A 25491-nucleotide genomic window follows, 5' to 3' on the forward strand; every position below is an offset into this window, starting at 1 on the left:
GGCCCATCGAACCACGGAGCAAACCATGAGCGTGCAGGACACCATCCGCGAAACCGTCACCAACAATCCCGTCGTGCTGTACATGAAGGGCACGCCGAGCTTCCCGCAGTGCGGCTTTTCCGCCACCGTCGCGCAGATCCTCAAGCTGTCCGGCGTAACCGAGTACGCCTCGGTGAACGTGCTGGCCGACGACGACATCCGCCAGGGCATCAAGGAATACGCCAACTGGCCGACCATTCCGCAGCTCTACATCAAGGGCGAGTTCGTCGGCGGCTGTGACATCGTCAAGGAGATGTACCAGGCCGGCGAATTGCAGACCCTGCTGAAGGATGCGGGCGTCACGGCTGCCTGAGTGCCGCCAGCCCCATGAAAAAGCCGCCTGCGGGCGGCTTTTTCATGGGCATCGCCCGCTGGCGCTGCTCAGGGCTGTTCGGCCTGAAGCGGCTCGCCCGCGTCGCTGACGCGCATCCAGGCCTTGCGCGCGAGATGCTGCGCCAGCAGCCCGGGCGGCATGCGCAGCCAGTGCGCGCGGATGTACAGGGCTTCGCGCGCTAGGGGGGTCAGCAGGTCTTTCGTCGAGCTGTGCAGCGGGGTGAAGATGCGGCCGTACATCTGGTCGCGCAGCAGGCGGCGGGCCATGTTGCCGGCATAGGGCGACAGGGCGTGCGTCACGGCTGCAGGGACGGCCACCCCCAGCACGCGGTCGAGATAGCGCAGCGCCAGTGCCAGCACTTCGCACAGGTGGTGGCGATGCGCCTGTTCCACCAGGCGATGCCAGAAATCCGCATCGCCGGCGAGGAACTCGGCGATCAGGCTGCGCAGGTCCACCAGGTCGCGCAATGCGTTGTCGCCTTCGCCTTCGTGGAAAAGGTGGGCGGCGGAATGCAGCACCATGTCCGCGGATGACAGCACCGCCAGCCCCGGCCAGCCTTGCAGTGCCCGGGCGTTGGCGACCAGGGCGGCGGGGTCGGGGTGGGCGCGCGAGGTGGGCGGCAGGATGGTGTGATGCACGTCCACCACGCTGCCGCGCTGCAGATGCTGCATCGGCGGCAGTTCGTGCATCCACTCGCGGTAGTAGCGCTGGTTGTAGGCATCGGCCTCACCGCTGACCCAGCCGGCCAGCATCAGGGCGGCCTCGGCCTGGGGTAGTTGCCCGTGGGGCACCAGCAGGTCGACGTCCGCGAAGACACGCCCGCGCGCCGCGTTGAGGTCGGCCAGCACATAGGCCGCCCCCTTGAGCAGCACCGGGCGGATGCCAACGGCATTGAGCGCGGCGGCCAGCTCCTGCGCCTCGTGGCGTACCGACTGCTGCTGCCGCTCGGCCAGTCGTGCGCCGGCCAGCAGGTGCGCGCGCGCGACTTCCGGCACTGACGTGGCGTTCTCCAGCAGATCGTGCAGATGCCCCAGCAGGTTGGCGTGGCGGGCCTGGCGGATCAGCAGGTCCCACTGCGGGAGGCTCAGCGAGGCGGTCGTAGCAGGCTCACGCAGGGCCCGCAGCAACAGGACTTTCATGCGGCCTGCTCCGTGCGCCCGGCGAGTTCGTCGAAGCAGGCGATGGCCTCGTCGAGGTGCCCGTATTCGAAGCGCCAGGCCGGGGCGCCATCGAGCAGCGCGCACAGGCCGGCGAAGCCGTGGCGACCCTGGATGTGATAGTTGAACGCATTGTCGGCCAGTGCCAGCAGGGCCTCGGCTGGCTCCATCGGCGTCAGTCGTGCCGGGGCGTCCGCAACGTATTTCGGGAACACCACCCAGGCCGGCCGTCTCGGCCGGGCGGCTGCCGCGACGCTGCTGGCAGGCGGTCGCAGCAAGGCGACCGTGCCCTTGGTGGTGTCCAGGTACGGGCCGCATACCTCCACCCCCGGGGCAAAGCTGCGGATGACCGGGATCGACGCGTTCTTCAGGTTGATCGGCCGTGCCAGCCCGTGCAGCAGGCCGGTGGCCGGGTCGAGCAAGGCCAGCTCGTCGGACAGCAGGTCCCAGCCGCCCGATAGCGCCAGGGCTGCGCACAGCGTGCTCTTGCCGGAACCGGCCGGGGCCGGCATCACGATGGCGCGATCGCCACGGCCCAGCACGGCGGCGTGCAGCATGAGGAGGTGGTTGGCGTAGCCGGCGATGCACCAGTTGAGGCCCCACTCCAGCATCGGCATGGCCTGGTCGGCCGGCAGCGGCTTGAAGGGCTCCAGCCCGTCCACGACGAAACGGACCTGGGGCCGCAGGAGGCGACGCAGGCCACGACCGGGCCGGATGGCGACGTGGAAGTCGATGAAGTCGTCGTCGCCACGCAGGGGGTGGGCCGCATAGAGCCGGGCGATGCCCTCGGCCACGTCGCGTCGCGGGCTCTGCACGCGGAAGGCAAAAGGCCCGGCGGCGAAGCGCAGGCCGGCACCGGCGAGGCGTGCCCGCAGGGCAGAAGGCGACAGGTCGGCGACGATCATTCGCCGGATTGTGCCAGCAGCCGGGCTTGTAGCAGCGTGTCGAGTGCCGCGTCGAAGGCTTCGTCGGACAGGCCTTCGCTCAGGGCGTCGGCGCGCAGGGTATCGAGGGGGAGTCCGCTGGAAGGCGCCTGCTGCACAGTTTCATACAGCCAGCGTGCGGCGCCGTGGAGGACATGCGTACTGCCGGGGCCGGGCAGGAAGACCGTCAGTGCGTCGCCCAGCACATGGGCCAGCGGGGTCAGGCCGGCGGCTGTCTGTGCAGAAGGGGCGTGCAGGCGCACGCCACTCCCGTGATCAGAGCTCACCCGTGGTGTGCTTGAGATAGCTGAGCAGTTGCGAGGTGGTCCAGGTCACCCCGGCGGTCGGGCTGTAGTTGCCGGTACGGTACTGCCACATCTTGCGCACTTCGGTCGGGCTTGCCGGGGTGCGGTTGTTCAGCGAGTTCAGGTAGGCGGCGATGATGTACTTCTCGCATTCCGTACGCGCCGAGCCCGGTGCGATGCAGCTCAACAGGGTGGTGGTGGTATCGCTGCCGCTGGTGGCGCCGGACAGCGAAGACAGCTTGGTGCTGGTGCGGTCGCAGGGCCAGGTGCCGGTGGTGTACCACTCGCCCGGCTTCTTGCCCATCTTGCTGTCCTTGCAGCTGAACGCTTCAGGACGGCTGAGGTTGCCGGAAATGGAGAACCCCGACGGTTGCTTGCAGGTCGCGTAGGCAGGACGGCCTGCCAGGGTCAGCAGCAGCGGACCGGCAGACAGGCCGCCCTGGATCAGGCGGCGGCGGCCGGAAGCCGGCGGTTGCGGCGTGATGCTTTCTTGCGACGGGCTGTCGGACTCTGGCTTTTGCATGGCTTGTGACCCTGGAACGGTGGCATCCGGTGGCGCGCATGGTGCCGCAGGCAGTTTAAAGCTGCATGGCAAGGCATCACGTTTGCCCGTGAGGACGCATGACTGCCTAGCAGGAAGCAAGTTGGATGCCCATTGTAAGACTTGATGAAGGCCTTTGTTCCATATGGATTTTCGACCGCTGTGCACTGGGGGTCAGGGCGCCGGGTCCGGAAGTGTCAATTCCGTCGACGCGGCCGTGGAAAGGGACGGTCGGTCAGCGGGAGAGTTCCATGGCCAGCCGCTCGGCCATGCGTTCAGCCTGTGCCAGGTAGCCCCGGCCGAACAGGTTGAGGTGGTTGAGGACGTGGTACAGGTTGTACAGCGGCTTGCGGCGCTCGTAGTCGACATCCAGTGGCCAGGCTTCGCGATAGGCGGCATAGAAGGCTAGCGGGAAGCCGCCGAACAGCTCGGTCATCGCCAGGTCGGCCTCGCGGTCGCCGTAATGCACCGCCGGGTCGAACAGCGCCAGCCTGGGGCCGTCAGGCCCGTCGACGATGCCGGCGTTGCCGCTCCAGAGGTCGCCGTGCAGCAGGCTGGGGCGGGGGCGGTAGTCGAGGAACAGCGCATTGGCGCGTTCGGCGATCCGTTCGCCAAGCTGCTGCAGACGGCCGCCGTGACCCTGGCTGGCGGCCAGCGCGAGCTGCGGCTGGAGCCGGCGCTGCACGAAGAACAGCGCCCAGCTGTCGTGCGGTGCATTGGCCTGGGGCGTGGGGCCGATGAAGTTGTCGCGCGGCCAGCCGTAGTGCGGGCCTTCGTGACGGTGTAACGCGGCGAGGGCGGCGCCGGCCCGGCGCGCGACGTCGTCGCCGGCCAGTGGGCGCAGATCCAGCCATTCCAGCAGCAGGGCCGCCTGATCGGCGACCTGGCCAACGGCGAGTACCCCGGGTACGCGGATGGCCGGGCACTGGGCGAGCGCCGCAAGGCCGTCGGCTTCGGCGGTGAACATTGCGCTCCCCGCCGACGGACGCAGCTTGAGGAAATAGCTGTGATCCTCGCCGGTCACGCGCAGGCTGGTGTTGATGTCGCCGCCGCTGACCGGCGTGAGCTCGCGCAGGCGGAAGCCGCTGCCGGCCACCGAGCGGACCAGCGTTTCGATGTCGCCACGCAGGGCGGGGGTGATCACGGCCACTTACGGGTGGGTCAGGCGGACATTGGCCGCCGCCAGGCGCTCGGCCATGGTGTCCAGGAAGGCGCGGTAGAAACGCAGCTGGCAACCGCTGGAGGCACGCCCCAGCGCCTCGGCGCGCAGCTCGACGAAGGTGCAGTCGGAATCGGCGATCACGTCCGCGCTGCGGGTGCCGGGATGGGCGCCGAACAGCGACATCTCGCCGAAGCACTCTCCCACCGACAGCCGGTGCAGGCGCTGGCCCTGCGAGCAGACCGCCGCCTGGCCATGGGCCAGGATCGCCACGTAGTGGCCGGGTTCGCCTTCGCGCATCACCAGTGTGCCGGCCGCCACCTCGCGCCACTCGGCCAGGCGCAGCACTTCCCAGATCTGCACGTCGTCGAACTGGCGGAAGAAGGGCATGCCACGCAGGGTCTGGAAGCGGTGGGTCTCGGAATGCGGTTGCGACTGCGCCACGAGGCGCCGGTTGCGGGCGGCCTGGGCGAGGTCGTGGGAGAACTCCAGCCAGCTCTGGTAACGCGCCGACAGCGACTTGTGCATGGCACGGGCGCAGATCTCGTCCAGCGCGACCGGCACTTCCGGCCGCAGGCTGGAGGGCGCGGGCGCCTCCAGGTTGCTGATCTTCCAGGCCAGGCTCAGGTGGTTGTCGGTCTCGAACGGCAGGCGGCCGGTCAGCAGCTGGTACATCACCACGCCCAGCGAATAGATGTCGGTCTGGTGGTTCAGGCTGGCATCGCGCACCTGCTCCGGCGACATGTAGGCGGGCGAGCCCAGGCCCATGACCAGCGTGCGGTCGGAGTCGTGGAAGATGGCGGCGCCGAAGTCCGACACCTTCACCTCCGCGCCGTCCGGGTCGGTCAGCAGCAGGTTGCCGGGCTTGATGTCGCGGTGGGTCACGCCTTGCAGGAAGGCGTACTCCAGCGCGCGGGTGCACTTGAAGAGGATTTCGATCAGGCGATCGAAGGGCAGCAGGTTCTCCGGCCGGCAGAACTGCTCCAGCGTGCCGCCGGGCACGTACTCCATGGCGAGGTAGGCTTCGCGCTCGGTGACCGCCGCGTCATACACCTCCACGATGTGGGGATGCGACAGACGACTGGCGAGGGAGGCCTCGGTCAGCAATTGCTGGCGATGGGCCTGGGCGCGCTGCGGGTCGCGCAGCACTTCGGCGAACACCCGCTTGAGCGCGATCGCACGCTGCGCGAAGGGGTCGCGGGCGAGGTACACCGCGCTGGTGGCCCCTTCTCCGAGCAGGCTCTGGATCTCGTATTTGCCGATACGTTCGACCAGCTGCACCGTCATCTCAGCCCCCCGTTTACCAGCACCAGCGTCAGCGCGACGGCTGCCGGTGCCGCCTGGAACCACAGGATCTTGCGGCTCGCGGTAGCCGCGCCGTAGAGGCCGGCGACGAGCACGCAAGCCAGGAAGAACACCTCGACCGCGCGGCCGGCGCCGAGCAGCCCCCACAGCAGGCCCGCCGCGAGGAATCCGTTGTACAGCCCCTGGTTGGCGGCCAGCACCCGCGTGCTGGCGGCGTATTCCGGCGTATGCCGGAAGGTACGCAGGCCGAGCGGCTTGTCCCACAGGAACATCTCCAGCACCAGGAAATACAGGTGCAGGAGTGCCACCAGGGCCACGGCGATGTCGGCGAACGTGCTCATCCGGTCCATTCGCCGCGGGCCGGTATTACGCCAGCCGCTTGCGCGCGCGGGCGATGGCGGCGCGCACCTGCGCCGGTGCGGTGCCACCGATGTGGTTGCGCGAATCCAGCGAGCCTTCCACCGTCAGCACGGCAAACACATCGTCACCCAGCCGTTCGCCGGCGCCATTCACGTGTGCCATGCAGGTGCGCAGGTCGGCCAGCGCCATCTGTGGCAGGTCGACGCCGCGTTTCTCGGCCTCGCGCACGGCCAGCGCCACGGCCTCGTGGGCGTCGCGGAAGGGCAGGCCCTTCTTCACCAGATAGTCGGCAAGGTCGGTGGCGGTGGCGAAGCCCAGGCTCAATGCCGCCCGCATCGCGTCCGCCTTCACGCGGATGCCGGGGATCATGTCGGTGTAGATGCGCAGGGTGTCGATGAGCGTGTCGGCGGCGTCGAACAAGGGCTCCTTGTCCTCCTGGTTGTCCTTGTTGTAGGCCAGCGGCTGGCCTTTCATCAGGGTCAGCAGGGCCACCAGATGGCCGTTGACGCGGCCGGTCTTGCCGCGGACCAGTTCCGGCACGTCCGGGTTCTTCTTCTGCGGCATGATCGAGCTGCCGGTGCAGAAGCGGTCGGCCAGGTCGATGAAGCCGAAGCGCGGGCTCATCCACAGGATCAGCTCTTCCGACAGGCGCGACAGGTGGGTCATGGTCAGCGCGGCGGCAGCGCAGAATTCGATGGCGAAGTCGCGGTCGGACACGGCGTCCAGCGAGTTCTCGCAGACTTCGTCGAAACCCAGCTCCTTCGCCACGAACTCGCGGTCGATCGGGTAGCTGGTGCCGGCCAGCGCGGCGGCGCCTAGCGGCAGGCGGTTTACGCGGCGACGGCAGTCTGCAAGGCGCTCGGCGTCGCGGCGGGCCATTTCCACGTAGGCCATCAGGTGATGGCCGAAAGTGACCGGCTGGGCCACCTGCAGGTGGGTGTGGCCGGGCAGGGGGGTGGCGGCGTGCTGCTCGGCGGTGTCCAGCAGGGCGCGCTGGAAGTCGGCCAGCAGGACCACGGCCTGGTCGATGGCGTCACGCAGCCACAGGCGGATGTCGGTGGCCACCTGGTCGTTGCGGCTGCGGCCGGTGTGCAGGCGCTTGCCGGCGTCGCCGACCAGGGCGGTCAGGCGCTTCTCGATGTTGAGGTGAACGTCTTCATCATCAAGATTCCAGTTGAAACTGCCGTTGGCAATTTCGTCACGGATCTGCGCCATGCCGCGCTCGATGTCGGCCAGGTCCTGTGCGCCGATGATGCCCTGGCGCGCCAGCATCTTTGCGTGGGCGAGCGAGCCGCGTATATCCTGCGCGGCCATGCGATTGTCGAAGAACACCGATGCGGTGTAACGCTTGACGAGGTCGGAGACGGGTTCGGAGAAGCGGCCCGACCAGGCCTTGGTGGTCTGCTCGTCACCGGAACTGCCCGGTGCGATGCCATTGGGATGGGTCATGATCGAAGCGAAAACCGTTTGCAGCGCGGGCTCCGGGCGAGCTCCGGCGCGAGTGAAAAATAGATGGCAAGTATAAAGCAATCGCCCTCGCGCCCTGCGCCGGACCCCGCCCGTTGCGCGATTCCGGACTTCCGCAACGTCGGCGCGATCCTGCGCATGCTGTTGCTGGTGAACCTGCTGGCACTCGCCACTGCGCTGGTCCGCGCCAACCGCGCGGAGGACATCCTGCGCGATTTCATCGTCATGGCCGGCCGCCTGGAGTTGCCGCTGCTGCTGTGCGCGCTGCTCGTCTACCTGATCGCCCCCTGGCTGGCACGGCGCAGCTGGGAGGGTTTCGCCTACGTACTTGCCCTGATGGCGGTCGGCATGACGCTGCTCACCCATGCCTTCATCTCGGCCGAGAGTTCCGAGGCGGTGGCGCGGCGCGCGCTGTGGGCGGCCAGCGCAGCGCTGATCGTCACGATCTATTTCCGCTGGCGGCAGATCGAGCAGATCCCCGCGCTGGACGAGGCGCGCATCCTTGCGCTCACCGCGCGCATCCGGCCGCACTTCTTCTTCAACAGCCTCAACGGGGTGCTGGGCGTCATACGGTCCGACCCGAAGCGGGCGGAGCATGCGCTGGAGGCGCTGGCCGAACTGTTCCGCGAGCTGATGCGCGACTCGCGCGAACTGGTGACGCTGTGCGACGAGATCGACCTGTGCCATCGCTACCTCGACCTCGAGCGCCTGCGGCTGGGCGACCGCCTCAAAGTGGAATGGGACCTGAAGTACGCGCCGCTCAACGCCAAGGTGCCGCCGTTCATGCTGCAGCCCTTGCTGGAAAACGCCGTCTATCATGGGATCGAGCCCAATCCGGAGCCGGGGGTCATCACCGTGCGCATTGCGCGGCGCGGCAACGGCGTGAAATTCGAGATCAGCAACCCCGCGACGACGCATGCCCGGCGTGCCAGCGGCAACCGCATGGCATTGCAGAACATCCGCGAGCGCCTGATGCTGTTCTTCGACCTGGACGCCAACATGGTCACCGAGGAAGTGGAAGGCAAGTTCCGGGTTACGATCCGCATTCCCTTGCGGCGAGAGGAAAAATGAATGGACAACCAACCGCTCGATGTACTGATCGTCGACGACGAAGCGCCTGCGCGTGAGCGCCTGCGCGACCTGCTGGGCGACATCTCTGCCGAGCAGCCCACCCGCATCGTCGGCATGGCCGGCAATGGCGTGGAAGCGTTGCGCCTGCTGGAGACCGTGCAGGCCGACCTGCTGCTGGTGGACATCCGCATGCCGGCCATGGACGGCATCGAGTTCGCCCAGCATGCCACCCGGCTGGACCCGCCGCCGCGCATCATGTTCGTGACGGCCTATGACGAATACGCGGTTCAGGCCTTCGAGCTGAACGCCGTCGACTACCTGCTGAAGCCGGTGCGTGCCGATCGCCTGTCGCAGGCGCTGGACAAGGTGCGCCGCTCCGCGCCGATCACCCGCGAGGCGCTGGACCGGGTGGCCGAGCCGCGTGGCCACCTGACCTGCAGCGAGCGTGGCCGCATCCACCTCATTCCTATCGAGGAAGTCCTGTACCTGAAGGCCGAGCTGAAGTACGTCACCGCCCGGACTGCGGAACGCGAGTACCTGCTGGAAGAGTCGCTGGTCAAGCTGGAGGAGGAGTTTCCCGACCGCTTCGTGCGCATCCACCGCAATTGCCTGGTGTCCCGCGCCGCGGTGACCGGCTTCGAGCGGGTGTCGGCCGATGACGGTGGCGAAGGCCACTGGGCGGTGCGCCTGGCCAACGTGCCGGATGCGCTGCCGATCAGCCGCCGCCAGTGGGCCAGCGCGCGGGCTGCCCTGGGGGGCTGACCCGCCCGGACTGCCCCCACGGGCTGCCCGCCAATACCCGCTCCGGTTACACTGCGCTCTCGTCGCTCGTGGCAACCGGAGCAGCCCTCGTGTACACCCTCTATTACTGGCCGACGCCCAACGGGCAAAAGGTCTCCCTGATGCTGGAGGAACTCGGCGTCACCTACGAGGTGAAGCCGATCAATATCGGCCGTGGCGACCAGTTCGCCCCCGAGTTCCTGGCGCTCAACCCCAATCACAAGATCCCGGTGCTGGTCGACAGCAACGGCCCCGAGGGCAAGCCGATCACCCTCGTGGAGTCCGGCGCGATCCTGCTGTACCTGGCCGGCAAGTACGGCCGTTTCTTGGCCGATGACGTACGCGGCAAGTACGAGGCCCTGCAGTGGCTGATGTTCCAGATGGGCTCGGTCGGGCCGATGCTCGGGCAGGCCCACCACTTCCTGCGTGCTCCGCAGGTCGTGCCTTATGGCGTGGCCCGCTACGTCAGCGAAAGCCGGCGCATCTACGGCGTGCTGGAGTCCCGCCTGCAGGACGAGGAGTGGCTGGCCAGCGATGAATACTCGGTGGCCGACATCGCCACCTGGCCGTGGATCCACCGCCACGCCATGCACCAGGCCCGGCTGGCGGACTTTCCCGGCGTCAAGGACTGGTATGAGCGCATCTCCAAGCGTCCCGCCGTCCGGCGCATGCTGAAAGTGCAGGGCTGACGCGGAGTCTGCATGCTGTCTGGCGACCTGGAAGTCATCCACTGCCTGCCCAAGGCTCCGGCGCGGCCTACCCCCCTGCTGTTCGTGCATGGTGCCTACGCCGGTGCCTGGCAATGGGCCGACGATTTCCTGCCCTATTTCGCGCAGCAGGGCTGGTCGTCCTACGCGCTGTCCCTGTCCGGTCATGGCGCCAGCCGCGGGCGGGCGCACCTCGACATCCTGAGCATCGAGAACTACGTCGACGACGTGCGCGAGGTTGCCGCCGGCCTGGGCGCCCGCCCGGTACTCATCGGGCACTCCATGGGCGGCATGGTCGTGCAGAAATTCCTCGAGGTCGAAGACGTGCCGGCCGTCGTGCTGATGTCGTCGGTGCCGCCCACCGGCCTCATCAGCTCCACGCTGGGCATGTTCATGAACACGCCCAACGTCCTGCTGGACCTCAACCGCATCATGGGCGGCGGCCTGCCTCACCTCGCCACGGTGCGCGAGGCCCTGTTCCATCTGCCGGTGGACGGGGATCGCCTGCAGGAGCTGTTCCTGCGTTTCCAGCCGGAATCGATGCGCGCGGTATGGGACATGACGTTTTTCAACCTGCCCAACCGTGCGCGCATGTACCGCCCGCCGATGCTGGTGCTGGGCGCGCAGTACGACCGCATCATCCCGGCCGAGCAGGTGCGCCACACCGGTGAAAGCTACGGCGTGCCGGTGGAGATACTGCCGGACACGGGGCACGCCATGATGCTGGAATCCAACTGGGAAATCGGCGCAGCGCGCATCGCCGCCTGGCTGAACGAGCGCGGCCTGTAGCGAGACTGCGGCCCTGGGGCCGGACTCAGCTACCGCTGGCGGTCGTCGCACGCACCGCGTGGGCGCGGCGCTCGAACTCCTGCCGCAACTCCTTGCGCAGCTTTGCCGCCTCGAAACGGCGGATCTCATCCGGTGTGACAGGCGTGCGTGGCGGCACCGGTGTCGGCTTGAAGTCCTCGTCCACCGCCACCATCGTGAAGAAGCAGCTGTTGGCGTGACGCACCACGCGCTTCTGGATGTTCTCGGTGATGACTTTCACACCGATTTCCATCGAGGTGTTGCCGGTGAAGTTCACCGAGGCCAGGAAGGTCACCAGTTCGCCGACGTGGATAGGCTGGCGGAAGTTCACCTGGTCCACCGACAGCGTCACGACGTAGGTGCCGGCGTAGCGGCTGGCGCAGGCGTAGGCCACCTGGTCCAGCAGCTTCAGGACGGCGCCGCCGTGTACGTTGCCGGAGAAATTGGCCATGTCCGGCGTCATCAGCACGGTCATGGAGAGTTGGTGAGAGGGCAGGCCGTCTTCCATCTTCTTCCGGTCCTTTAGTCGAGTTCGCCGAGATAGGCGGCGCGTACGCGCGGGTCGTGCAGTAACTCGCTGCCGGTGCCGGTCAGCGTCATCAGGCCGCTTTCCATCACGTAGCCGCGCTGGGCGAACTCCAGCGCGAGGTTAGCGTTCTGCTCCACCAGCAGCACGGTGACGCCCTCGCGCATGACGGTGCGCACCACTTCGAAGATCTTCTCCACCACCAGCGGGGCGAGGCCCATCGAAGGCTCGTCCAGCAGCAGCAGCTTCGGGCGCGACAGCAGGGCGCGGCCGATGGCGACCATCTGCTGCTCGCCGCCGGAGAGCGTGCCGGCCACCTGGGCGAGGCGTTCCTTCACGCGCGGCAGCAGGGTGTAGACGCGTTCCAGATCCGTTTCCACACCGTCCTTGTCGCGACGGGTGTAGGCGCCCATGCGCAGGTTCTCTTCCACCGTCAGGCGGGTGAAGATGCCGCGCCCCTCCGGCACCAGCGCCAGGCCACGACGCAGGCGCTGGTGGGCGGGCAGCCCTTCGATGTGCTGGCCCTGGTAGAGGATGTTGCCGGTGGCGATCGGCAGCGTGCCGGCAATCGCGTTCAGCGTGGTGGTCTTGCCGGCGCCGTTGGCGCCGATCAGGCACACCAGCTCGCCGGTATGCAGTTCGAGGTCGATGCCCTTCACCGCGGCGATCTGGCCGTAGCTGATCCTGACGCCCTTCAACTGCAGGATCGGTTGCGTGGCAGTGGCTGCGGCGGTCGGGGTGCGGGGGGTGTCAATGAGCATGATGTGCTCCGCCCAGGTAAGCCTCGATCACCGCGGCATCGCGCTGCACCACGCCGGGCACGTCCTCGGCGATCTTCTTGCCGAAGTCCAGCACCGCCACGCGATCGCACAGGCCCATCACCAGCTTCACGTCGTGCTCGATCAGCAGCACGGTGACGCCGTCGCCGCGGATGGTCTCGATCAGCGTGCGCAACTGTCCCGTCTCGGTGGCGTTCATGCCGGCGGCGGGTTCGTCGAGTGCGAGCAACTGTGGCTCGGTGGCCAGCGCGCGGGCAATTTCCAGACGACGCTGGTCGCCGTACGACAGGTTCTTCGACGTGGTGTCGGCGTAGCGCTCGATGCCGACGTACTTCAGCAGCTCGTAGGCGCGCAGGGTGGCCAGGCGTTCCTCTTCGCGGGTGGCGCGGTTCTGCGTGAGGATGCCCCACACGTTGGCCTTCATGCGGATGTGATGGCCGGCCATCACGTTCTCCAGCGCGGTCATGTCGCGGAACAGGCGGATGTTCTGGAAGGTGCGGGCGATGCCGCGCGCCACCACCTCGTGAGGCTTGCCGCGCGGGAGCTCGGCGCCCGCGAAGATGAACTCGCCCTGATCGGCGACGTAGGCACCCGTCAGCACATTGAAGAAGGTGGTCTTGCCGGCGCCGTTGGGGCCGATCAGGCCGTAAATCTCGCCTTTGTTGATCGACAGCGACACATCCGACAGCGCCTGCACGCCACCGAAACGCTTGGCGATGCCGCGGGCCTCCAGCAGGCGGATCATGCGCGACCCTCCGCCGGCGTCGGCTCGGCCTTCAGGAGTTCGGGACGCGAGTAGCGCGAGTGGGCCGGGATCAGGCCGGCTGGCCGGAGGGCCATCATCAGGATGAGGGCCAGCGCGTAGATCAGCAGGCGCAGAACCTCCGGATCGAGGATGACGGTGCCGAACACCGCCTGCTGCAGCGGCACGGCGTGATGGCGCAGGATCTCGGGCAGGAAGGACAGGATCAGCGCGCCGACGATGACGCCGCCGAGGTTGCCCATGCCGCCGAACACCACCATCGCCAGCACCATGATGGATTCCATCAGCGAGAAGCTCTCCGGCGACACGAAGCCCTGGAAGGCACCGAACAGGCCGCCGGCCACGCCGCCGAAGGTGGCGCCCAGCGAGAAGGCCAGCAGCTTCACGTTGCGCACGTTGATGCCGATGGCCTTGGCGGCGAGGTCGTCGTCGCGGATCGCCGCCCAGGCACGGCCCATGCGCGACACCTGCATGCGCTGGATGAAGATCACCGAGCCGATCACGCAGGCGAGGAAGGCGTAGTAGTAGAAGAGCAGCGAGTTGACCGACAGGTTGTCGGTGACCTGCCAGTTGCGCGAGATGTCCCAGCCGAAAATGATGATCGGGTCCAGCGCGTTGATGCCCTGCGGCCCGTTGGTGATGTTCACCGGGTAGTTCAGGTTGTTCATGAAGATGCGCACGATCTCGCCGAAGCCTAGCGTCACGATGGCGAGGTAGTCGCCACGCAGGCGCAGCACCGGCGTGCCGAGGATCAGCCCGGCCAGCGCCGCGAAGGCCGCCCCTGCCGGCAGCACGATCCAGAACGGCAGGTGCAGGCCGAAGTGCGGCGAGGCGAGGAAGGCCCAGGTGTAGGCGCCCACCGCGTAGAAGGCGATGTAGCCGAGGTCCAGCAGGCCGGCGAAGCCGACCACCAGGTTGAGGCCCAGCGCGAGCATCACGTAGAGCAGCGCGAAGTCCAGCACGCGCATCCAGGTGCGGCCGAAAAAGGCGGCGATCAGCGGGGCGGTGATCATCAGTACGATGACCAGCCAGCGGGCGGCACGCGGATGGCGCGTGCCCAGCCAGGGAATGGCGGCAGCGAGTTCGTTCATGGTTGTGTGCGGTCCCTGAGGGCCTCAGGCCCGGTCGGCCACGCGTTCGCCCAGCAGCCCGGTGGGGCGGAAGATGAGCACGGCGCCAAGGATGATGAAGGCGAAGATGTCCTGGTAACTGGAGTTCAGGAAGCCGAAGCTCCAGGTCTCGATGTAGCCGGCGCCGATGGATTCCACCAGGCCCAGCACGATGCCGCCCAGCATGGCGCCACCGATGTTGCCGATGCCGCCGAGCACCGCTGCCGTGAAGGCCTTGAGCCCCGGCAGGAAGCCCATGGTGTAGTGCGCGATGCCGTAGTTGGACGCCACCATCACGCCGGCGATCGCGGCCAGCGCCGAGCCGATGATGAAGGTGATGGCGATGATCTTGTTGGTGTCCACGCCCATCAGGCTGGCCACGCGGTGGTTCTCCGCGGTGGCACGCATGGCGCGGCCCAGCGGCGTCCGGTTCACGATCAGCAGCAGGGCGGCCATCAGCGATGCCGACACCAGCAGCGTGGTGATCTGCACCGGCGTGACGAAGACGCCTTCGACGGGCTGCATCGGCACCGTGGAGATCAGCTGCGGGAAGCTGTGGTAGCCGCGCCCCCAGATGATCATCGCCAGCGTCTGCAGCAGGAAGGACACGCCGATGGCGGTGATCAGCGGGGCCAGGCGGGGCGCGTTGCGCAGGCGGCGATAGGCCGTGCGTTCCACCACGTAGCCCAGCAGCATGCAGGTGGGGATGGCGACCGCCAGGCCGATGCCGACCAGGGCCAGTGGGCCGAGCGAGGGCCACATCTTCTGGGCGAAGAGGATGGCCTGCAGTGCGACCAGCGCACCGATCATCATCACGTCGCCGTGGGCGAAATTGATGAGGCCGAGGATGCCGTACACCATGGTGTAGCCGAGCGCGACCAGCGAGTACACGCTGCCGACCACGAGGCCGTTCACGATCTGTTGCAGGAGGGTTTCCATGAGCGGGCCGGGATGTGTCTGGAGAGAGGTGCGTTGCAGGGCGATTCTGGCATGAGCGGCCCTGGCCGCTCACAACGAAACGGGGCGGCCGCCTGCGCAGTCGCCCCGTTCGTGGTCATGCCGTGAGCTGGATCAAGATCCGGCTTACTTCATCGGTTCCCATTTGCCGCCAGTGGCCTGGTACAGCGTGATGGCACCGCCCTTGATGTCGCCCTTGTCGTCGAAGCTGACCTTGCCGGTCACGCCGTCGAAGCTCACCTTCTTGAGCGCCGGCAGGTACTTGGCCGGCTCCACCGAATTGGCGGCCTTCATGGCTTCCACGATGGCGGAGGCAGCGTCGTAGGCATACGGCGCATACACCTGGATGTCGACGTTGAAGCGCTTCTTGAAGCGCTCGTTGAAGGTCTTGCCGCCGGGCATGCTGGCCAGCGGCACGCCGGGGTTGGAGCAATAGGCGTTGGCGCCGATGGCGTCGCCGGCGAGCTTGAACATCTCGGACGAGCAGCCACCGTCACCGGCCAGGAACTTGGCATTGATGCCCAGCTCCTTGATCTGCTTCAGCATCGGGCCGGCCTGCGTATCCATGCCGCCGTACATGATCACGTCCGGGTTCTGCGCCTTGATCTTGGTGAGCTGTGCCTTGAAGTCCACCGCCTTGTCGGTGGTGAATTCGCGGTTGGTCACGGTGCCACCGGAAGCCTTGACGGCCTTGTCCACCTGGTCGGCGAGGCCCTGGCCGTAGGCGGTGCGGTCGTCGATGATGGCGACCTTCTTGCCCAGCTTGGCCACCGCGAACTCGCCCAGCACCTTGCCCTGGTGCACGTCGTTGGCCATCACGCGGAACACGCCGGGGTAGCCCTGGTTGGTCAGCGTGGGGTTGGTGGCGGACGGCGAGATCTGCACCAGGCCGGCCTGGTGGTAGATGCGCGAGGCGGGGATCGAGGTGCCGGAGTTCAGGTGGCCGACGACGCCCTTCACGCCGGCGTCCACGATGCGCTGGGCAACCGTGGTGGCGGTCTTCGGATCGGCCTGGTCGTCCTCGCTCATGATCTCGAACTTGACCTTCTTGCCGCCGATGGTGAGGCCCTTGGCGTTGTATTCCTCCAGCGCCAGGCGGGCGCCGTTTTCGTTGTCCTTGCCCAGGTGGGACTGACCACCGGTGAGCGGAGAAACCTGGCCGATCTTGACGACTTGCTCCTGCGCGTTTGCAACACCGAAACCGAGCAGCGCGAGGGCGATCAAAGACTTCTTCATTGCTTCCTCCAGTCTGACGTGACAAGGAACCAACAGGGCAACGCGCCCCGACGGCCGACATACACGTGCAGTCTTATAAATAAAAAACGGTGGCGTAACAAGCGACGCCGGGCGGACCCGCTGCAAGTTGCGGGCCAGCGGCAACAGCTTCGGCGTCAAACAGCGACTATCATGCAAGTGCAATGATCACGCGCAACGAAGCGATATCGGCAGCGGTACGGCAAAGGCTTTTGCCGGTGGCTTCGCTGTGCCGGCCGACCGCGCGCATCGCCGGCCTCGCGCCAGATTCCGATGCCCGCTGCGCCGAAGCCGTGCATGCGCAAGCCGTGCGCCCCACGATGGGGTGGCATCGCGTGCAAGGAAGGGCGGACCGGGTGCATGCCGGTGCGCCGCCGGGGCTTCAGACCCGGGTGTGTGTCGCGGATCGTGCCGGTTTGCTGCGTCGACTGCCGGAGGCATTTCAAGGCGCCAGCCTTTCACGGGCTGCGCTCAGGCATGACAGGCGAATCCGTGCAGTGTCTGTCGTGCCGACCCGTCACTGCGAGCGCTTTCCCGCCGCGGTCGTGGGCGGTGCGACGGGCCTTCATGAACGGGTGATCGCGCCCGAGCATCGTTTCAACGCCCATTCCGGTGCCGACGGCACCGTGATGGACACCGGCGCGTCCGGGCGCCATCGTGGCCCCATCGCTTTCTAAGGAGGCAGGAACGTCATGCGTACCCGATCGCTTCTCCAGTCCGTCCTGATGTGCACTGCGCTGGCCATCGGCCTGACCGCCTGCGCATCCTTCATTCCTTTCACCATCGAGCAGGGCCAGACACGCGAGCATGTGGTGTCAAAGGCCGGCCGGCCGGCGCATGTCTGGAAGAACGCCGATGGCACCGAAACGCTGGAGTACCCCCAGCAACCCTACGGGACGGCCTGCTACATGGTCACCGTCGGGGCGGACGGCAAGGTGCTGCGGGTGGACAACGCGCTGCAGCCGGAAAACCTGGCGCGCGTCGCCGCCGGCATGAGCGAGGAGCAGGTGCTGCGCCTGCTGGGTTCGCCGCGCCAGACCAATACCTACAAGCTCAGCGGCGAGACCGTGCTGGACTGGAACGTACGCGACCCCGGAGTCATGTCCGGCATGCGCTTCAACGTCCACTTCAAGGACGGCAAAGTCGCGCGAACCAGTCAAAGCTACTATGATTCGCGCGACTTCTGGACGCTCACCGATTTCTAGGACTGACCATGCCTTACTTCAATGCCCGTTGCAGCCGCCGTTTCCGTAGTGCCTTGCCGGCGGTGATGGCCGCGTTGCTGCTGTCCGCTTGCGGTAGCTGGAGTACCGAGGGCGCCTTCATGGCCATCAAGCCGGGCATGTCGCTGGCAGAAGCCACCCAGCGCTTCGGCAAGCCCAAGCGCATTCTCGACAACGGCAACAAGACTCGCACGCTGGAGTTCTCCAACCAGCCCCTCAGCGACCTTTGCTACTTCGTGACCGTCGATGCCACCGACAAGGTGGTGTCCACGCTGGACGGATTCTCCGGAGAGAACCTGTCGAGCATCCAGAAGGCGATGACGAGGGACGAAGTGGAACGCAAGCTCTGCGCGAACCCGGAGAAAGTCCATTCGCGCATGACGGACGAGGACGTGTGGGACTGGACCATCCGCAATGTAGGTTCCCGCGATGGCCGCCATTTCGTTGTCTATTTCCGCAACGACCGGGTGACACGGACGGCTTACTACGACGTGCTTCAATCGATCAACTGATTGTTTTGATTGACAAACTTCGGCGCTTGGCGGCATATTCCCGCCTTCGCGCCGATTTGACGGATCAGGCTTCGTTCAGCTTGCGGGCGCGTAACAAATACGGCTAAAGCGAGCGAGGTTCCCGTCTGCTTCAATGAACCCGTTGCGCCCACTGGCCAACGGGTTTTTTGTTTTTCCGGCGCGGCTTCTTGCCGCGCCCTTCGTGAGTCCGCCATGCAACCAGACCGCACATCCGAAATCGCCGCCCTGCTCAAGCAACGCATCCTGATCCTGGATGGCGGCATGGGCACCATGATCCAGCAGTACAAGCTGGGCGAGGCGGACTATCGCGGCGCGCGTTTCGCGGACTACAACCGCGACATCAAGGGCAACAACGACCTGCTGGTGCTGACGAAGCCGGAGGTCATCAGCGAGATCCACCGCGAATACCTCGAAGCTGGCGCGGACATCATCGAGACCAACACCTTCAACGCCACCCGCGTGTCGCAGGCGGAGTACGGGCTGGAAGAGGTGGCGTACGAACTGAACGTCGAAGGCGCGCGTCTGGTGCGCGAGCTCTGCGACGAGTACACCGCGAGGAATCCGGCCAAGCCGCGCTACTGCGCTGGCGTCATCGGCCCGACCTCGCGCACGCTGTCCATCTCGCCGGATGTGAACGACCCCGGCTTCCGCAACGTCAGCTTCGACGAACTGGCGGAGGACTACTACCAGTCCGCCAAAGGCCTGATGGAAGGCGGCGCGGACCTGCTGCTGATCGAGACGGTGTTCGATACGCTGAACGCAAAGGTCGCGGTATATGCCGTGCAGAAGCTCTTCGAGGACATCGGCCGCACGCTGCCGATCATGATCTCCGGCACCATCACCGACGCCTCCGGCCGCACGCTGTCGGGCCAGACCGCGACCGCCTTCTGGTACTCGCTGGCGCATGCCAATCCGATCAGCATCGGCCTCAACTGCGCGCTGGGCGCCAAGGAGCTGCGCCAGTACGTCGCCGAGCTGTCCGGCGTGTGCAACACCTACGTGTCCGCCCACCCGAACGCCGGCCTGCCGAACCCACTGGCGCCCACCGGCTACGACGAGACGCCGGAACAACTCGCCGGCGACATCCGCGAGTGGGCCGCGTCCGGCTTCCTCAATATCGTCGGCGGCTGCTGCGGCACCACGCCCGCCCACATCAAGGCGGTGGCGGACGCTGTCGCCAGCATCGCGCCGCGCGCGGTGCCGAAGCTGGAACCGCGCCTCAACCTCTCCGGCCTGGAGCCCTTCTCGGTCGGCGCCGGCAGCCTGTTCGTGAACGTCGGCGAGCGCAACAACGTCACCGGCTCGCGCGCCTTCGCCAAGATGATCATCGAGGGCCGCTTCGATGACGCGCTGGCCGTCGCACGCCAGCAAGTGGAGAACGGCGCGCAGGTCATCGACATCAACATGGACGAGGCCATGCTGGACTCCAAGGCCGCGATGGAGCGCTTCCTCAAGCTCATCGCGTCCGAGCCGGACATCAGCAAGGTGCCGATCATGGTGGACTCCTCCAAGTGGGAGGTCATCGAGGTCGGCCTGCAGTGCATCCAGGGTAAGGGCATCGTCAATTCCATCTCGATGAAGGAGGGTGTCGAATCCTTCCTGCATCACGCACGCCTGTGCATGCGTTACGGCGCTGCGGCGGTGGTCATGGCCTTCGACGAGAAGGGCCAGGCCGATACCTATGCGCGCAAGATCGAGATCTGCAAGCGCGCCTACGACCTGCTGGTGGGCATCGGCTTCCCGCCGGAAGACATCATCTTCGACGCCAACATCTTCGCCATCGCCACCGGCATCGAGGAGCACAACAACTACGCCGTCGACTTCATCGAAGCCGTGGGCTGGATCCACAAGAACCTGCCCTATGCCAAGACCAGCGGCGGCGTGTCGAACGTGAGCTTCAGCTTCCGCGGCAACGAGCCGATGCGCGAGGCGATTCACACCGTCTTCCTGTACCACGCCATCAAGAATGGTCTCTCGATGGGCATCGTCAACGCCGGTCAACTCGGCGTGTATGACGACCTCGACCCTGTCCTGCGCGAGAAGGTGGAAGACGTGGTGCTCAACCGCCACCCGGACGCCGGCGAGGCGCTGGTGGAGATCGCCCAGACCGTGAAGGGCCAGGCCAAGGAATCCGGCCAGGACCTCGCCTGGCGCGAATGGCCGGTCGAGCAGCGCTTGTCGCATGCGCTGGTGAAAGGCATCACCCAGTTCGTCGTCGAAGACACGGAAGAAGTACGCGCCAAGCTGGAGGCTGCGGGCAAGCCGCCGCTGTCCGTCATCGAAGGCCCGCTGATGGATGGCATGGGCGTGGTGGGCGACCTCTTCGGCGCCGGCAAGATGTTTCTGCCGCAGGTGGTGAAGTCCGCCCGCGTCATGAAGCAGGCCGTCGCGCACCTCATCCCCTACATCGAGGAAGAGAAGAAGCGCACCGGTGCGACCAACAAGGGCAAGATCGTCATGGCCACCGTGAAGGGTGACGTGCATGACATCGGCAAGAACATCGTCGGCGTCGTGCTCGGCTGCAACGGCTACGAAGTGATCGATCTCGGTGTGATGGTGCCCACCGAGAAGATCCTGCACGCCGCCAAGGAACATGGCGCGCAGGTCATCGGCTTGTCCGGCCTCATCACGCCGTCGCTGGAGGAGATGAGTTTCGTCGCCAGCGAAATGAAGCGTCTCGGCTTCGGCGGTGATGGTGGCAACAGCGCACTGCCGCTGCTGATTGGCGGCGCCACCACCAGCCGCGCCCACACCGCCATCAAGATCGCGCCGCACTACGACGGCCCGGTGGTGTACGTGCCGGACGCCTCGCGCGCCGTCGGCGTCGTCACCAGCCTGTTGTCGAAGGACCAGCGCCACACCTACGTCGCCGAGATCGCCGCCGACTACGAGCGTGTCCGCCAGCAGCACGCGCAGAAGAAGGGCGTCAAACTCGTGACGCTGGCCGAGGCCCGTGCCAACCGCTTCAAATGGAACGGTGACCCGGCCTATGTGCCGGTCAAGCCTTCGCGTCCCGGCATCCAGCGCCTGCGCAACATCGACGTCGCCACGCTGGTGGACTACATCGACTGGGGCCCCTTCTTCCAGACCTGGGACCTTGCCGGCCCGTATCCCGCGATCCTCACCGACTCCGTCGTCGGCGAGACGGCCACCAACGTCTTCAACGACGCGCAGAAGATGCTGAAGCAGGCCATCGACCAGCGCTGGATCGAGGTGCATGCCGTATTCGGCCTGTTCCCCGCTGCCACGCAGGACGACACCGTGCTGATCTACAAGGACGAGTCGCGCAGCGAGGTCATCGCGCGCTGGCACGGCGTGCGCCAGCAGCACGAGCGTCCCGAGGGCAAGCCGAACTACTGCCTGTCCGACTTCATCGCCGATGCGGGCAGCGGCGTGCCGGACTGGATCGGCGCCTTCGCCGTCAGCGCCGGCCGCAACCTGGAAAAGCGCATCGCTGACTACGAAGCCCAGCACGACGACTACCAGGCCATCATGCTCAAGGCGATTGCCGACCGCTTCGCCGAGGCCGCGGCCGAATGGCTGCACCAGCGCGTGCGCAAGGAGTACTGGGCGTACGACGCAAACGAGAGCCTGACCAACGACGAGATGATCGCCGAGAAGTACACCGGCATCCGCCCCGCGCCCGGCTACCCGGCCTGCCCGGACCACACGGCCAAGGGCGAGCTGTTCCGCCTCATCAACCCGGAAGAAGCCATCGGCCTCACGCTGACCGAAACCTTCGCGATGAACCCGGCCGCGGCGGTGAGCGGCTTCTACCTCGCGCACCCCGACTCGCACTACTTCGCCGTCAGCAAGATCGCCGAGGACCAGTTGAAGGACTGGGCGCAGCGTGCGGGCTTCAGCGAGGCGGAGGCCAGGCGCTGGCTGGCGCCCTTGCTGTGACGGGGTGAGAGGTGTCCATGCAACGGGCCGCAATCGCGGCCCGTTGCCTGTCGGTCGTCGCCGACAGGCGTCTGGCGCCGCGTGGGCGGCCGCCCGCCCGGCTGGCAACAGTCGGGGGCGCAGAGCCTCTTTCCCGCCTTTGTTGACGGAGATGCCCTCCGGACGGCCGTAGTCGCAAGATAATGACCCGACTGCAGGCAGCCGGCTGGCATGCGGCCCGCGGCAGGCAGTGCATCAGGCGGTGCTTTTCAAAGCCACGAAAGTCGGTTTGACCGGGAAGGCGCCTCATCGACGCAGCATCACAGACCCAGGGCCCGGCTCCATGCGCATCGTTTCCCGAATCTTCTCCGCCTACATGCGCGGCAACCTCGTGCTGCTCATCCTCGCGGGCATGATTTGCGGCGCGCTGCTCGCGTTGGCCTGGCCCGACGCAGGCAAGGCCGCATCCCTGTTCGGCGCCCTGTTCGTCGGCGCACTGAAGGCCGTGGCGCCGCTGCTGGTGCTGTTGCTGGTGGCGTCGTCGATCGCCAACAAGCGGCGTGGCAGCGCGACAGGCATGCGCACGGTGCTGCTGCTGTATCTGATCAGCACCTTTGCCGCGGCGGTGGTGGCGGTCTGCGCCAGCTTCCTGTTTCCCTCTACGCTGACGCTGGTGAGCGCCGCAGACGCAAGCAATCCACCGAGCGGCATCGGCGCAGTGCTGCGCAGCCTGTTGCTGCAGGTGTTCGACAACCCGGTGCACGCGTTGGCCAACGCCAACTACATCGGCGTGCTGGGCTGGGGCGTCGCGCTGGGCTTCGCGCTGCATCACAGCAGCGAGCCGACCCGGCAGCTCCTCGCCGATGTCTCGAATGCCGTGTCGCGCATCGTGCAGGTGGTGATCCGCTTCGCGCCGCTGGGCGTGCTCGGCTTGGTTGCGGAATCGGTGGCCGAGACGGGCTTCTCGGCGCTCGGCCGCTATTCCCATGTCCTGCTGGTGCTGCTCGGTTCGATGGCCTTCGTCGCGCTGGTCGTCAACCCGCTGATCGTCGCCGTGGTGACCCGCCGCAATCCGTATCCGCTGGTCTTCACCTGCCTGCGCGAAAGTGGCATCACCGCGTTCTTCACCCGCAGTTCGGCGGCGAACATTCCGGTGAACCTGCAGTTGTGCGAGAAGCTGGGCCTCAACGAAGACACGTACTCGGTGTCGATTCCGCTCGGCGCCACGATCAACATGGCCGGCGCGGCCATCACCATCACGGTGCTGACGCTGGCGGCGACGCAGACACTGGGCATCCCGGTCGACCTGCCGACGGCGCTGCTGCTGTGCGTGGTGGCAAGCCTCGCCGCATGCGGGGTCTCGGGTGTCGCCGGTGGCTCCTTGCTGCTGATTCCGATGGCATGCAGCCTGTTCGGCATGTCGAACGACGTCGCGATGCAGATCGTCGCCATCGGTTTCATCATCAGCGTGATCCAGGACTCAGCTGAAACCGCGCTCAACAGTTCGACCGACGTGCTGCTGACCGCCGCAGCTTGCATGGCCCATCCGCAAGACCAGCCGGCCACCCGCCAGGCCGGGCACGGCGTGGGCTGACACCGCAGCGGTGTTTTCGAGGACCGAACGACAAAGGGGCCGATGGCCCCTTTGTCGTTTGAGGTGGACCTTCGGTGCGGACATCCAGCGCCTGGTGAACTTTCTGGTGTGGCTGGCGCAGGTGCAGCAATCGGGCCCATGCGATTCCGTTGTCACGTGAATCTGAAGGGTTGCGGCGCAGCATCGAAACAGTGTTTCTTGCGTTCATGACGTTTGCCGCATTTGCTGGCGTGGCGGCCCGAAAGCGGGGGTTTTCTCGTGTGCTAGCCTGACTCTGGCCGCGCGTTTCCGGCGGCATCACAACAACCAGAATCAGAGGCAACCCGTCCATAAGGAGGACACAGAGATGACTACTTACCGCGCAGCAAAACTGCCCGTGCTGGCAATCCTGATGATTGCCCCGGCTGTCGCCTTCCAGGCCCACGCCGCCGACACCAGCAAGATCCCCTCGAAGCCCACGTCGCCCATCGTCGTGGAGAGCGGCCAGACCTACGACTTCGGCGGCCGCACGCTGGACGGCAGCAACATCAAGGACAACGGCCTGTTCCGTTGCTGGGGCAAGGACAAGGTCACCATCAAGAACGTCACCGTGACCAACAGCCCGCGCTACGCCATCCTGGCGCGCAACTGCACCAACGCCACCATCACCAACTTCAAGATGACCAACATGAAGAACAGTGTGGGCGGCATCCGCTTCGACATCGACGGCGATGCCAGTGGCCTGGTGATGGACAAGATCACCGGCAGCGACGTGGGCGGCCAGGCCATCGAGATCTGGAATGCCAATGGCTTCAAGATCGGTGACGTGACCATCGACCGCTCGGGCGGCAGCGGCCTGCTGCTGAACAAGAGCAAGAACGGCACCGTGGGCACCGTGAAGGGCACCTACAACAACCAGGGCGGCGGCTACGCCACCTTCCGCGTCGCCAACGGCAACGGCCCCAACGTCAAGGTCAAGAAGATCTACTCGCGCAACTCCGGCCGCGGCTTCTTCAGCGTCAGCAACAGCGGCGGCACCACCGTCGAGAGCGTGGACATCGCTTCCTCCACGAGCGAAGGCATCTACATCCAGGACTCCACCAACACCAAGGTCCAGGGCGGCAAGGTCCGCAGCACCGGTTCGGCCAACTGCCGCATCCGTGGCGGCTCCGGCAACTCCATCAGCGCGGATTGCGGCGGCACGATCCACAACTGATCGGTATTGAAGATGTAACCAGGGGAGGATGACCCGTCCTCCCCGCATGGTTCAGACTGAAGGGCGGCCCCGCGAGGCCGCCCTTCGCATTCATGGAGCACGCAACATGGCAGACAGCACATCCCTCACCCCCGATCCGCTGGAATGGGGTCACGGCAGGAAAGTCCTCGAAGTCTTCCTGGAGCCGACCTGTCCGTATTCAGGACGCGCCTTCGGCAAGCTCGACGCACTGCTCGCGCTGGCGGGCGCAGACAAGCTGACGATCAGGATCCGGCTGCAGCCGCAGCCCTGGCACATGTTCACGCCGGTCACCACGCGCGCCATCCTCGCCGCGGCCACGACTGCAGGTGGACGCGAAGCCGCGCGCAAGGTCATGGCCGCCATCTACGCGCATCGTGAAGAGTTCGAACCCACCGACCACTGCCGCGGCCCGCTGCTGGACAAGTCGCCGGCCGAATTGCTGGCGCGCATCGAGGAACTGAGTGGCATTGCCTTGCGTGCCGCCTTCGAGGACAGCGCGCTGACGCAGGCCGTGAAGTGGCAGGCCCGCTACGCGCGGCAGAACGGCATCCATGTATCACCGAGCTTCGTGGTCGATGGACTACTGGTGCCGGACATGAGTAGTGGGGATGAGGTGGGGGTGTGGCTGCAGAAGATCGGACTGGCTGCGTAAGCGCTATTGCCAGCCCTGAGAGAGTACGCCGGTCGGCAGGGATATCTG

26 protein-coding genes are annotated in these 25491 nt (G+C 66.4%); 12 read left to right on the forward strand and 14 right to left on the reverse strand.

What is annotated here, in order from left to right:
- Nucleotides 1-25: 25 nt before the first annotated feature.
- Entirely contained in the window at nt 26-352 is a 327-nt protein-coding gene (grxD, locus tag VVD47_RS14345; RefSeq protein ID WP_327604167.1) for a Grx4 family monothiol glutaredoxin, read from the forward strand.
- A gap of 68 nt (nt 353-420) precedes the next feature.
- Here grxD and VVD47_RS14350 read toward each other — a convergent pair whose 3' ends face one another.
- The 8 genes from VVD47_RS14350 to argH form a co-directional block, all read right to left on the reverse strand.
- On the reverse strand, nt 421-1512 hold the full coding sequence (locus VVD47_RS14350) for a nucleotidyltransferase domain-containing protein (RefSeq protein WP_327604168.1): 1092 nt from the start codon (nt 1510-1512) through the stop codon (nt 421-423).
- Nucleotides 1509-2435 (reverse strand): HprK-related kinase A, encoded by a 927-nt coding sequence (locus tag VVD47_RS14355; protein WP_327604169.1) that lies wholly within the window; start codon nt 2433-2435, stop codon nt 1509-1511. Before VVD47_RS14355 ends, VVD47_RS14350 begins: the two co-directional genes overlap by 4 nt.
- Nucleotides 2432-2740 (reverse strand): hypothetical protein, encoded by a 309-nt coding sequence (locus VVD47_RS14360; protein ID WP_327604170.1) that lies wholly within the window; start codon nt 2738-2740, stop codon nt 2432-2434. The genes VVD47_RS14355 and VVD47_RS14360 overlap by 4 nt, the downstream gene beginning before the upstream one ends.
- Nucleotides 2730-3281 (reverse strand): hypothetical protein, encoded by a 552-nt coding sequence (locus VVD47_RS14365; protein ID WP_327604171.1) that lies wholly within the window; start codon nt 3279-3281, stop codon nt 2730-2732. Before VVD47_RS14365 ends, VVD47_RS14360 begins: the two co-directional genes overlap by 11 nt.
- Before the next feature lie 253 nt (nt 3282-3534).
- Nucleotides 3535-4443 carry a fructosamine kinase family protein gene (locus VVD47_RS14370; RefSeq protein WP_327604172.1) on the reverse strand — a complete coding sequence of 303 codons (909 nt, stop codon included), beginning with the start codon at nt 4441-4443 and terminating at the stop codon, nt 3535-3537.
- 6 nt (nt 4444-4449) lie between these two features.
- Nucleotides 4450-5745 carry a protein kinase domain-containing protein gene (locus VVD47_RS14375; protein ID WP_443080986.1) on the reverse strand — a complete coding sequence of 432 codons (1296 nt, stop codon included), beginning with the start codon at nt 5743-5745 and terminating at the stop codon, nt 4450-4452.
- Nucleotides 5742-6104: a DUF1304 domain-containing protein gene (locus VVD47_RS14380; protein ID WP_327604174.1), complete on the reverse strand. Its 363-nt coding sequence runs from the start codon at nt 6102-6104 to the stop codon at nt 5742-5744. Before VVD47_RS14380 ends, VVD47_RS14375 begins: the two co-directional genes overlap by 4 nt.
- 25 nt (nt 6105-6129) lie before the next feature.
- Nucleotides 6130-7572, reverse strand: a complete 1443-nt coding sequence (gene argH, locus VVD47_RS14385; protein WP_327604175.1) for an argininosuccinate lyase — start codon at nt 7570-7572, stop codon at nt 6130-6132.
- 63 nt (nt 7573-7635) lie between these two features.
- Here argH and VVD47_RS14390 point away from each other — a divergent pair, with 63 nt between their 5' ends.
- The 4 genes from VVD47_RS14390 (at nt 7636) to VVD47_RS14405 (ending at nt 10937) form a co-directional block, all read left to right on the forward strand.
- Nucleotides 7636-8661: a sensor histidine kinase gene (locus tag VVD47_RS14390; protein ID WP_327604176.1), complete on the forward strand. Its 1026-nt coding sequence runs from the start codon at nt 7636-7638 to the stop codon at nt 8659-8661.
- Entirely contained in the window at nt 8662-9423 is a 762-nt protein-coding gene (locus tag VVD47_RS14395) for a LytR/AlgR family response regulator transcription factor (RefSeq protein ID WP_327604177.1), read from the forward strand.
- Nucleotides 9424-9512: 89 nt separating this feature from the next.
- Nucleotides 9513-10130: a glutathione S-transferase family protein gene (locus VVD47_RS14400; protein ID WP_327604178.1), complete on the forward strand. Its 618-nt coding sequence runs from the start codon at nt 9513-9515 to the stop codon at nt 10128-10130.
- A gap of 12 nt (nt 10131-10142) precedes the next feature.
- Nucleotides 10143-10937: an alpha/beta hydrolase gene (locus VVD47_RS14405; protein WP_327604179.1), complete on the forward strand. Its 795-nt coding sequence runs from the start codon at nt 10143-10145 to the stop codon at nt 10935-10937.
- 25 nt (nt 10938-10962) lie between these two features.
- Here VVD47_RS14405 and VVD47_RS14410 read toward each other — a convergent pair whose 3' ends face one another.
- The 6 genes from VVD47_RS14410 to VVD47_RS14435 all read right to left on the reverse strand — a co-directional run bounded on the left by VVD47_RS14410 (nt 10963) and on the right by VVD47_RS14435 (nt 16325).
- On the reverse strand, nt 10963-11463 hold the full coding sequence (locus tag VVD47_RS14410) for an acyl-CoA thioesterase (protein WP_327604180.1): 501 nt from the start codon (nt 11461-11463) through the stop codon (nt 10963-10965).
- 14 nt (nt 11464-11477) lie between these two features.
- A complete protein-coding gene (locus VVD47_RS14415; protein ID WP_327604181.1) occupies nt 11478-12242 on the reverse strand; it encodes an ABC transporter ATP-binding protein in 765 nt (254 codons plus the stop codon).
- A complete protein-coding gene (locus tag VVD47_RS14420) occupies nt 12232-13005 on the reverse strand; it encodes an ABC transporter ATP-binding protein (RefSeq protein WP_327604182.1) in 774 nt (257 codons plus the stop codon). Before VVD47_RS14420 ends, VVD47_RS14415 begins: the two co-directional genes overlap by 11 nt.
- A complete protein-coding gene (locus VVD47_RS14425) occupies nt 13002-14114 on the reverse strand; it encodes an ABC transporter permease subunit (RefSeq protein WP_327604183.1) in 1113 nt (370 codons plus the stop codon). Before VVD47_RS14425 ends, VVD47_RS14420 begins: the two co-directional genes overlap by 4 nt.
- 24 nt (nt 14115-14138) lie before the next feature.
- Complete coding sequence (locus VVD47_RS14430; protein WP_327604184.1) at nt 14139-15071, reverse strand: branched-chain amino acid ABC transporter permease; 933 nt, start codon at nt 15069-15071, stop codon at nt 14139-14141.
- Between the two features lie 144 nt (nt 15072-15215).
- Nucleotides 15216-16325 carry a branched-chain amino acid ABC transporter substrate-binding protein gene (locus VVD47_RS14435; RefSeq protein ID WP_327604185.1) on the reverse strand — a complete coding sequence of 370 codons (1110 nt, stop codon included), beginning with the start codon at nt 16323-16325 and terminating at the stop codon, nt 15216-15218.
- A 182-nt stretch (nt 16326-16507) separates the two neighbouring features.
- Between VVD47_RS14435 and VVD47_RS14440 the strand changes: the two genes are divergently transcribed.
- The 7 genes from VVD47_RS14440 to VVD47_RS14470 all read left to right on the forward strand — a co-directional run bounded on the left by VVD47_RS14440 (nt 16508) and on the right by VVD47_RS14470 (nt 25443).
- On the forward strand, nt 16508-17020 hold the full coding sequence (locus VVD47_RS14440) for a hypothetical protein (RefSeq protein ID WP_327604186.1): 513 nt from the start codon (nt 16508-16510) through the stop codon (nt 17018-17020).
- 15 nt (nt 17021-17035) lie between these two features.
- Nucleotides 17036-17548, forward strand: coding sequence for an outer membrane protein assembly factor BamE domain-containing protein (gene bamE / locus VVD47_RS14445; RefSeq protein WP_327604187.1), 513 nt, complete (start codon nt 17036-17038; stop codon nt 17546-17548).
- A gap of 8 nt (nt 17549-17556) precedes the next feature.
- On the forward strand, nt 17557-18078 hold the full coding sequence (locus VVD47_RS14450) for a hypothetical protein (protein WP_327604188.1): 522 nt from the start codon (nt 17557-17559) through the stop codon (nt 18076-18078).
- 213 nt (nt 18079-18291) lie between these two features.
- A complete protein-coding gene (metH, locus tag VVD47_RS14455; protein WP_327604189.1) occupies nt 18292-22002 on the forward strand; it encodes a methionine synthase in 3711 nt (1236 codons plus the stop codon).
- Nucleotides 22003-22324: 322 nt separating this feature from the next.
- Complete coding sequence (sstT, locus tag VVD47_RS14460; RefSeq protein ID WP_443080987.1) at nt 22325-23575, forward strand: serine/threonine transporter SstT; 1251 nt, start codon at nt 22325-22327, stop codon at nt 23573-23575.
- A gap of 346 nt (nt 23576-23921) precedes the next feature.
- A complete protein-coding gene (locus VVD47_RS14465) occupies nt 23922-24770 on the forward strand; it encodes a right-handed parallel beta-helix repeat-containing protein (RefSeq protein ID WP_327604190.1) in 849 nt (282 codons plus the stop codon).
- A 106-nt stretch (nt 24771-24876) separates the two neighbouring features.
- Complete coding sequence (locus tag VVD47_RS14470) at nt 24877-25443, forward strand: DsbA family protein (RefSeq protein ID WP_327604191.1); 567 nt, start codon at nt 24877-24879, stop codon at nt 25441-25443.
- Nucleotides 25444-25491 lie beyond the last annotated feature (48 nt).

This window comes from Uliginosibacterium sp. H1 (assembly GCF_036017065.1).
GTDB lineage: Bacteria > Pseudomonadota > Gammaproteobacteria > Burkholderiales > Rhodocyclaceae > Uliginosibacterium.

Coding starts and splice junctions, on each gene's coding strand:
- grxD (WP_327604167.1), top strand. CDS start 26: ATGAGCGTGCAGGACACCATCCGCGAAACCGTCACCAACAATCCCGTC.
- VVD47_RS14350 (WP_327604168.1), bottom strand. CDS start 1,512: ATGAAAGTCCTGTTGCTGCGGGCCCTGCGTGAGCCTGCTACGACCGCC.
- VVD47_RS14355 (WP_327604169.1), bottom strand. CDS start 2,435: ATGATCGTCGCCGACCTGTCGCCTTCTGCCCTGCGGGCACGCCTCGCC.
- VVD47_RS14365 (WP_327604171.1), bottom strand. CDS start 3,281: ATGCAAAAGCCAGAGTCCGACAGCCCGTCGCAAGAAAGCATCACGCCG.
- VVD47_RS14375 (WP_443080986.1), bottom strand. CDS start 5,745: ATGACGGTGCAGCTGGTCGAACGTATCGGCAAATACGAGATCCAGAGC.
- VVD47_RS14380 (WP_327604174.1), bottom strand. CDS start 6,104: ATGAGCACGTTCGCCGACATCGCCGTGGCCCTGGTGGCACTCCTGCAC.
- argH (WP_327604175.1), bottom strand. CDS start 7,572: ATGACCCATCCCAATGGCATCGCACCGGGCAGTTCCGGTGACGAGCAG.
- VVD47_RS14390 (WP_327604176.1), top strand. CDS start 7,636: ATGGCAAGTATAAAGCAATCGCCCTCGCGCCCTGCGCCGGACCCCGCC.
- VVD47_RS14395 (WP_327604177.1), top strand. CDS start 8,662: ATGGACAACCAACCGCTCGATGTACTGATCGTCGACGACGAAGCGCCT.
- VVD47_RS14405 (WP_327604179.1), top strand. CDS start 10,143: ATGCTGTCTGGCGACCTGGAAGTCATCCACTGCCTGCCCAAGGCTCCG.
- VVD47_RS14410 (WP_327604180.1), bottom strand. CDS start 11,463: ATGGAAGACGGCCTGCCCTCTCACCAACTCTCCATGACCGTGCTGATG.
- VVD47_RS14415 (WP_327604181.1), bottom strand. CDS start 12,242: ATGCTCATTGACACCCCCCGCACCCCGACCGCCGCAGCCACTGCCACG.
- VVD47_RS14420 (WP_327604182.1), bottom strand. CDS start 13,005: ATGATCCGCCTGCTGGAGGCCCGCGGCATCGCCAAGCGTTTCGGTGGC.
- VVD47_RS14425 (WP_327604183.1), bottom strand. CDS start 14,114: ATGAACGAACTCGCTGCCGCCATTCCCTGGCTGGGCACGCGCCATCCG.
- VVD47_RS14430 (WP_327604184.1), bottom strand. CDS start 15,071: ATGGAAACCCTCCTGCAACAGATCGTGAACGGCCTCGTGGTCGGCAGC.
- VVD47_RS14435 (WP_327604185.1), bottom strand. CDS start 16,325: ATGAAGAAGTCTTTGATCGCCCTCGCGCTGCTCGGTTTCGGTGTTGCA.
- VVD47_RS14440 (WP_327604186.1), top strand. CDS start 16,508: ATGATCACGCGCAACGAAGCGATATCGGCAGCGGTACGGCAAAGGCTT.
- bamE (WP_327604187.1), top strand. CDS start 17,036: ATGCGTACCCGATCGCTTCTCCAGTCCGTCCTGATGTGCACTGCGCTG.
- VVD47_RS14450 (WP_327604188.1), top strand. CDS start 17,557: ATGCCTTACTTCAATGCCCGTTGCAGCCGCCGTTTCCGTAGTGCCTTG.
- metH (WP_327604189.1), top strand. CDS start 18,292: ATGCAACCAGACCGCACATCCGAAATCGCCGCCCTGCTCAAGCAACGC.
- sstT (WP_443080987.1), top strand. CDS start 22,325: ATGCGCATCGTTTCCCGAATCTTCTCCGCCTACATGCGCGGCAACCTC.
- VVD47_RS14465 (WP_327604190.1), top strand. CDS start 23,922: ATGACTACTTACCGCGCAGCAAAACTGCCCGTGCTGGCAATCCTGATG.
- VVD47_RS14470 (WP_327604191.1), top strand. CDS start 24,877: ATGGCAGACAGCACATCCCTCACCCCCGATCCGCTGGAATGGGGTCAC.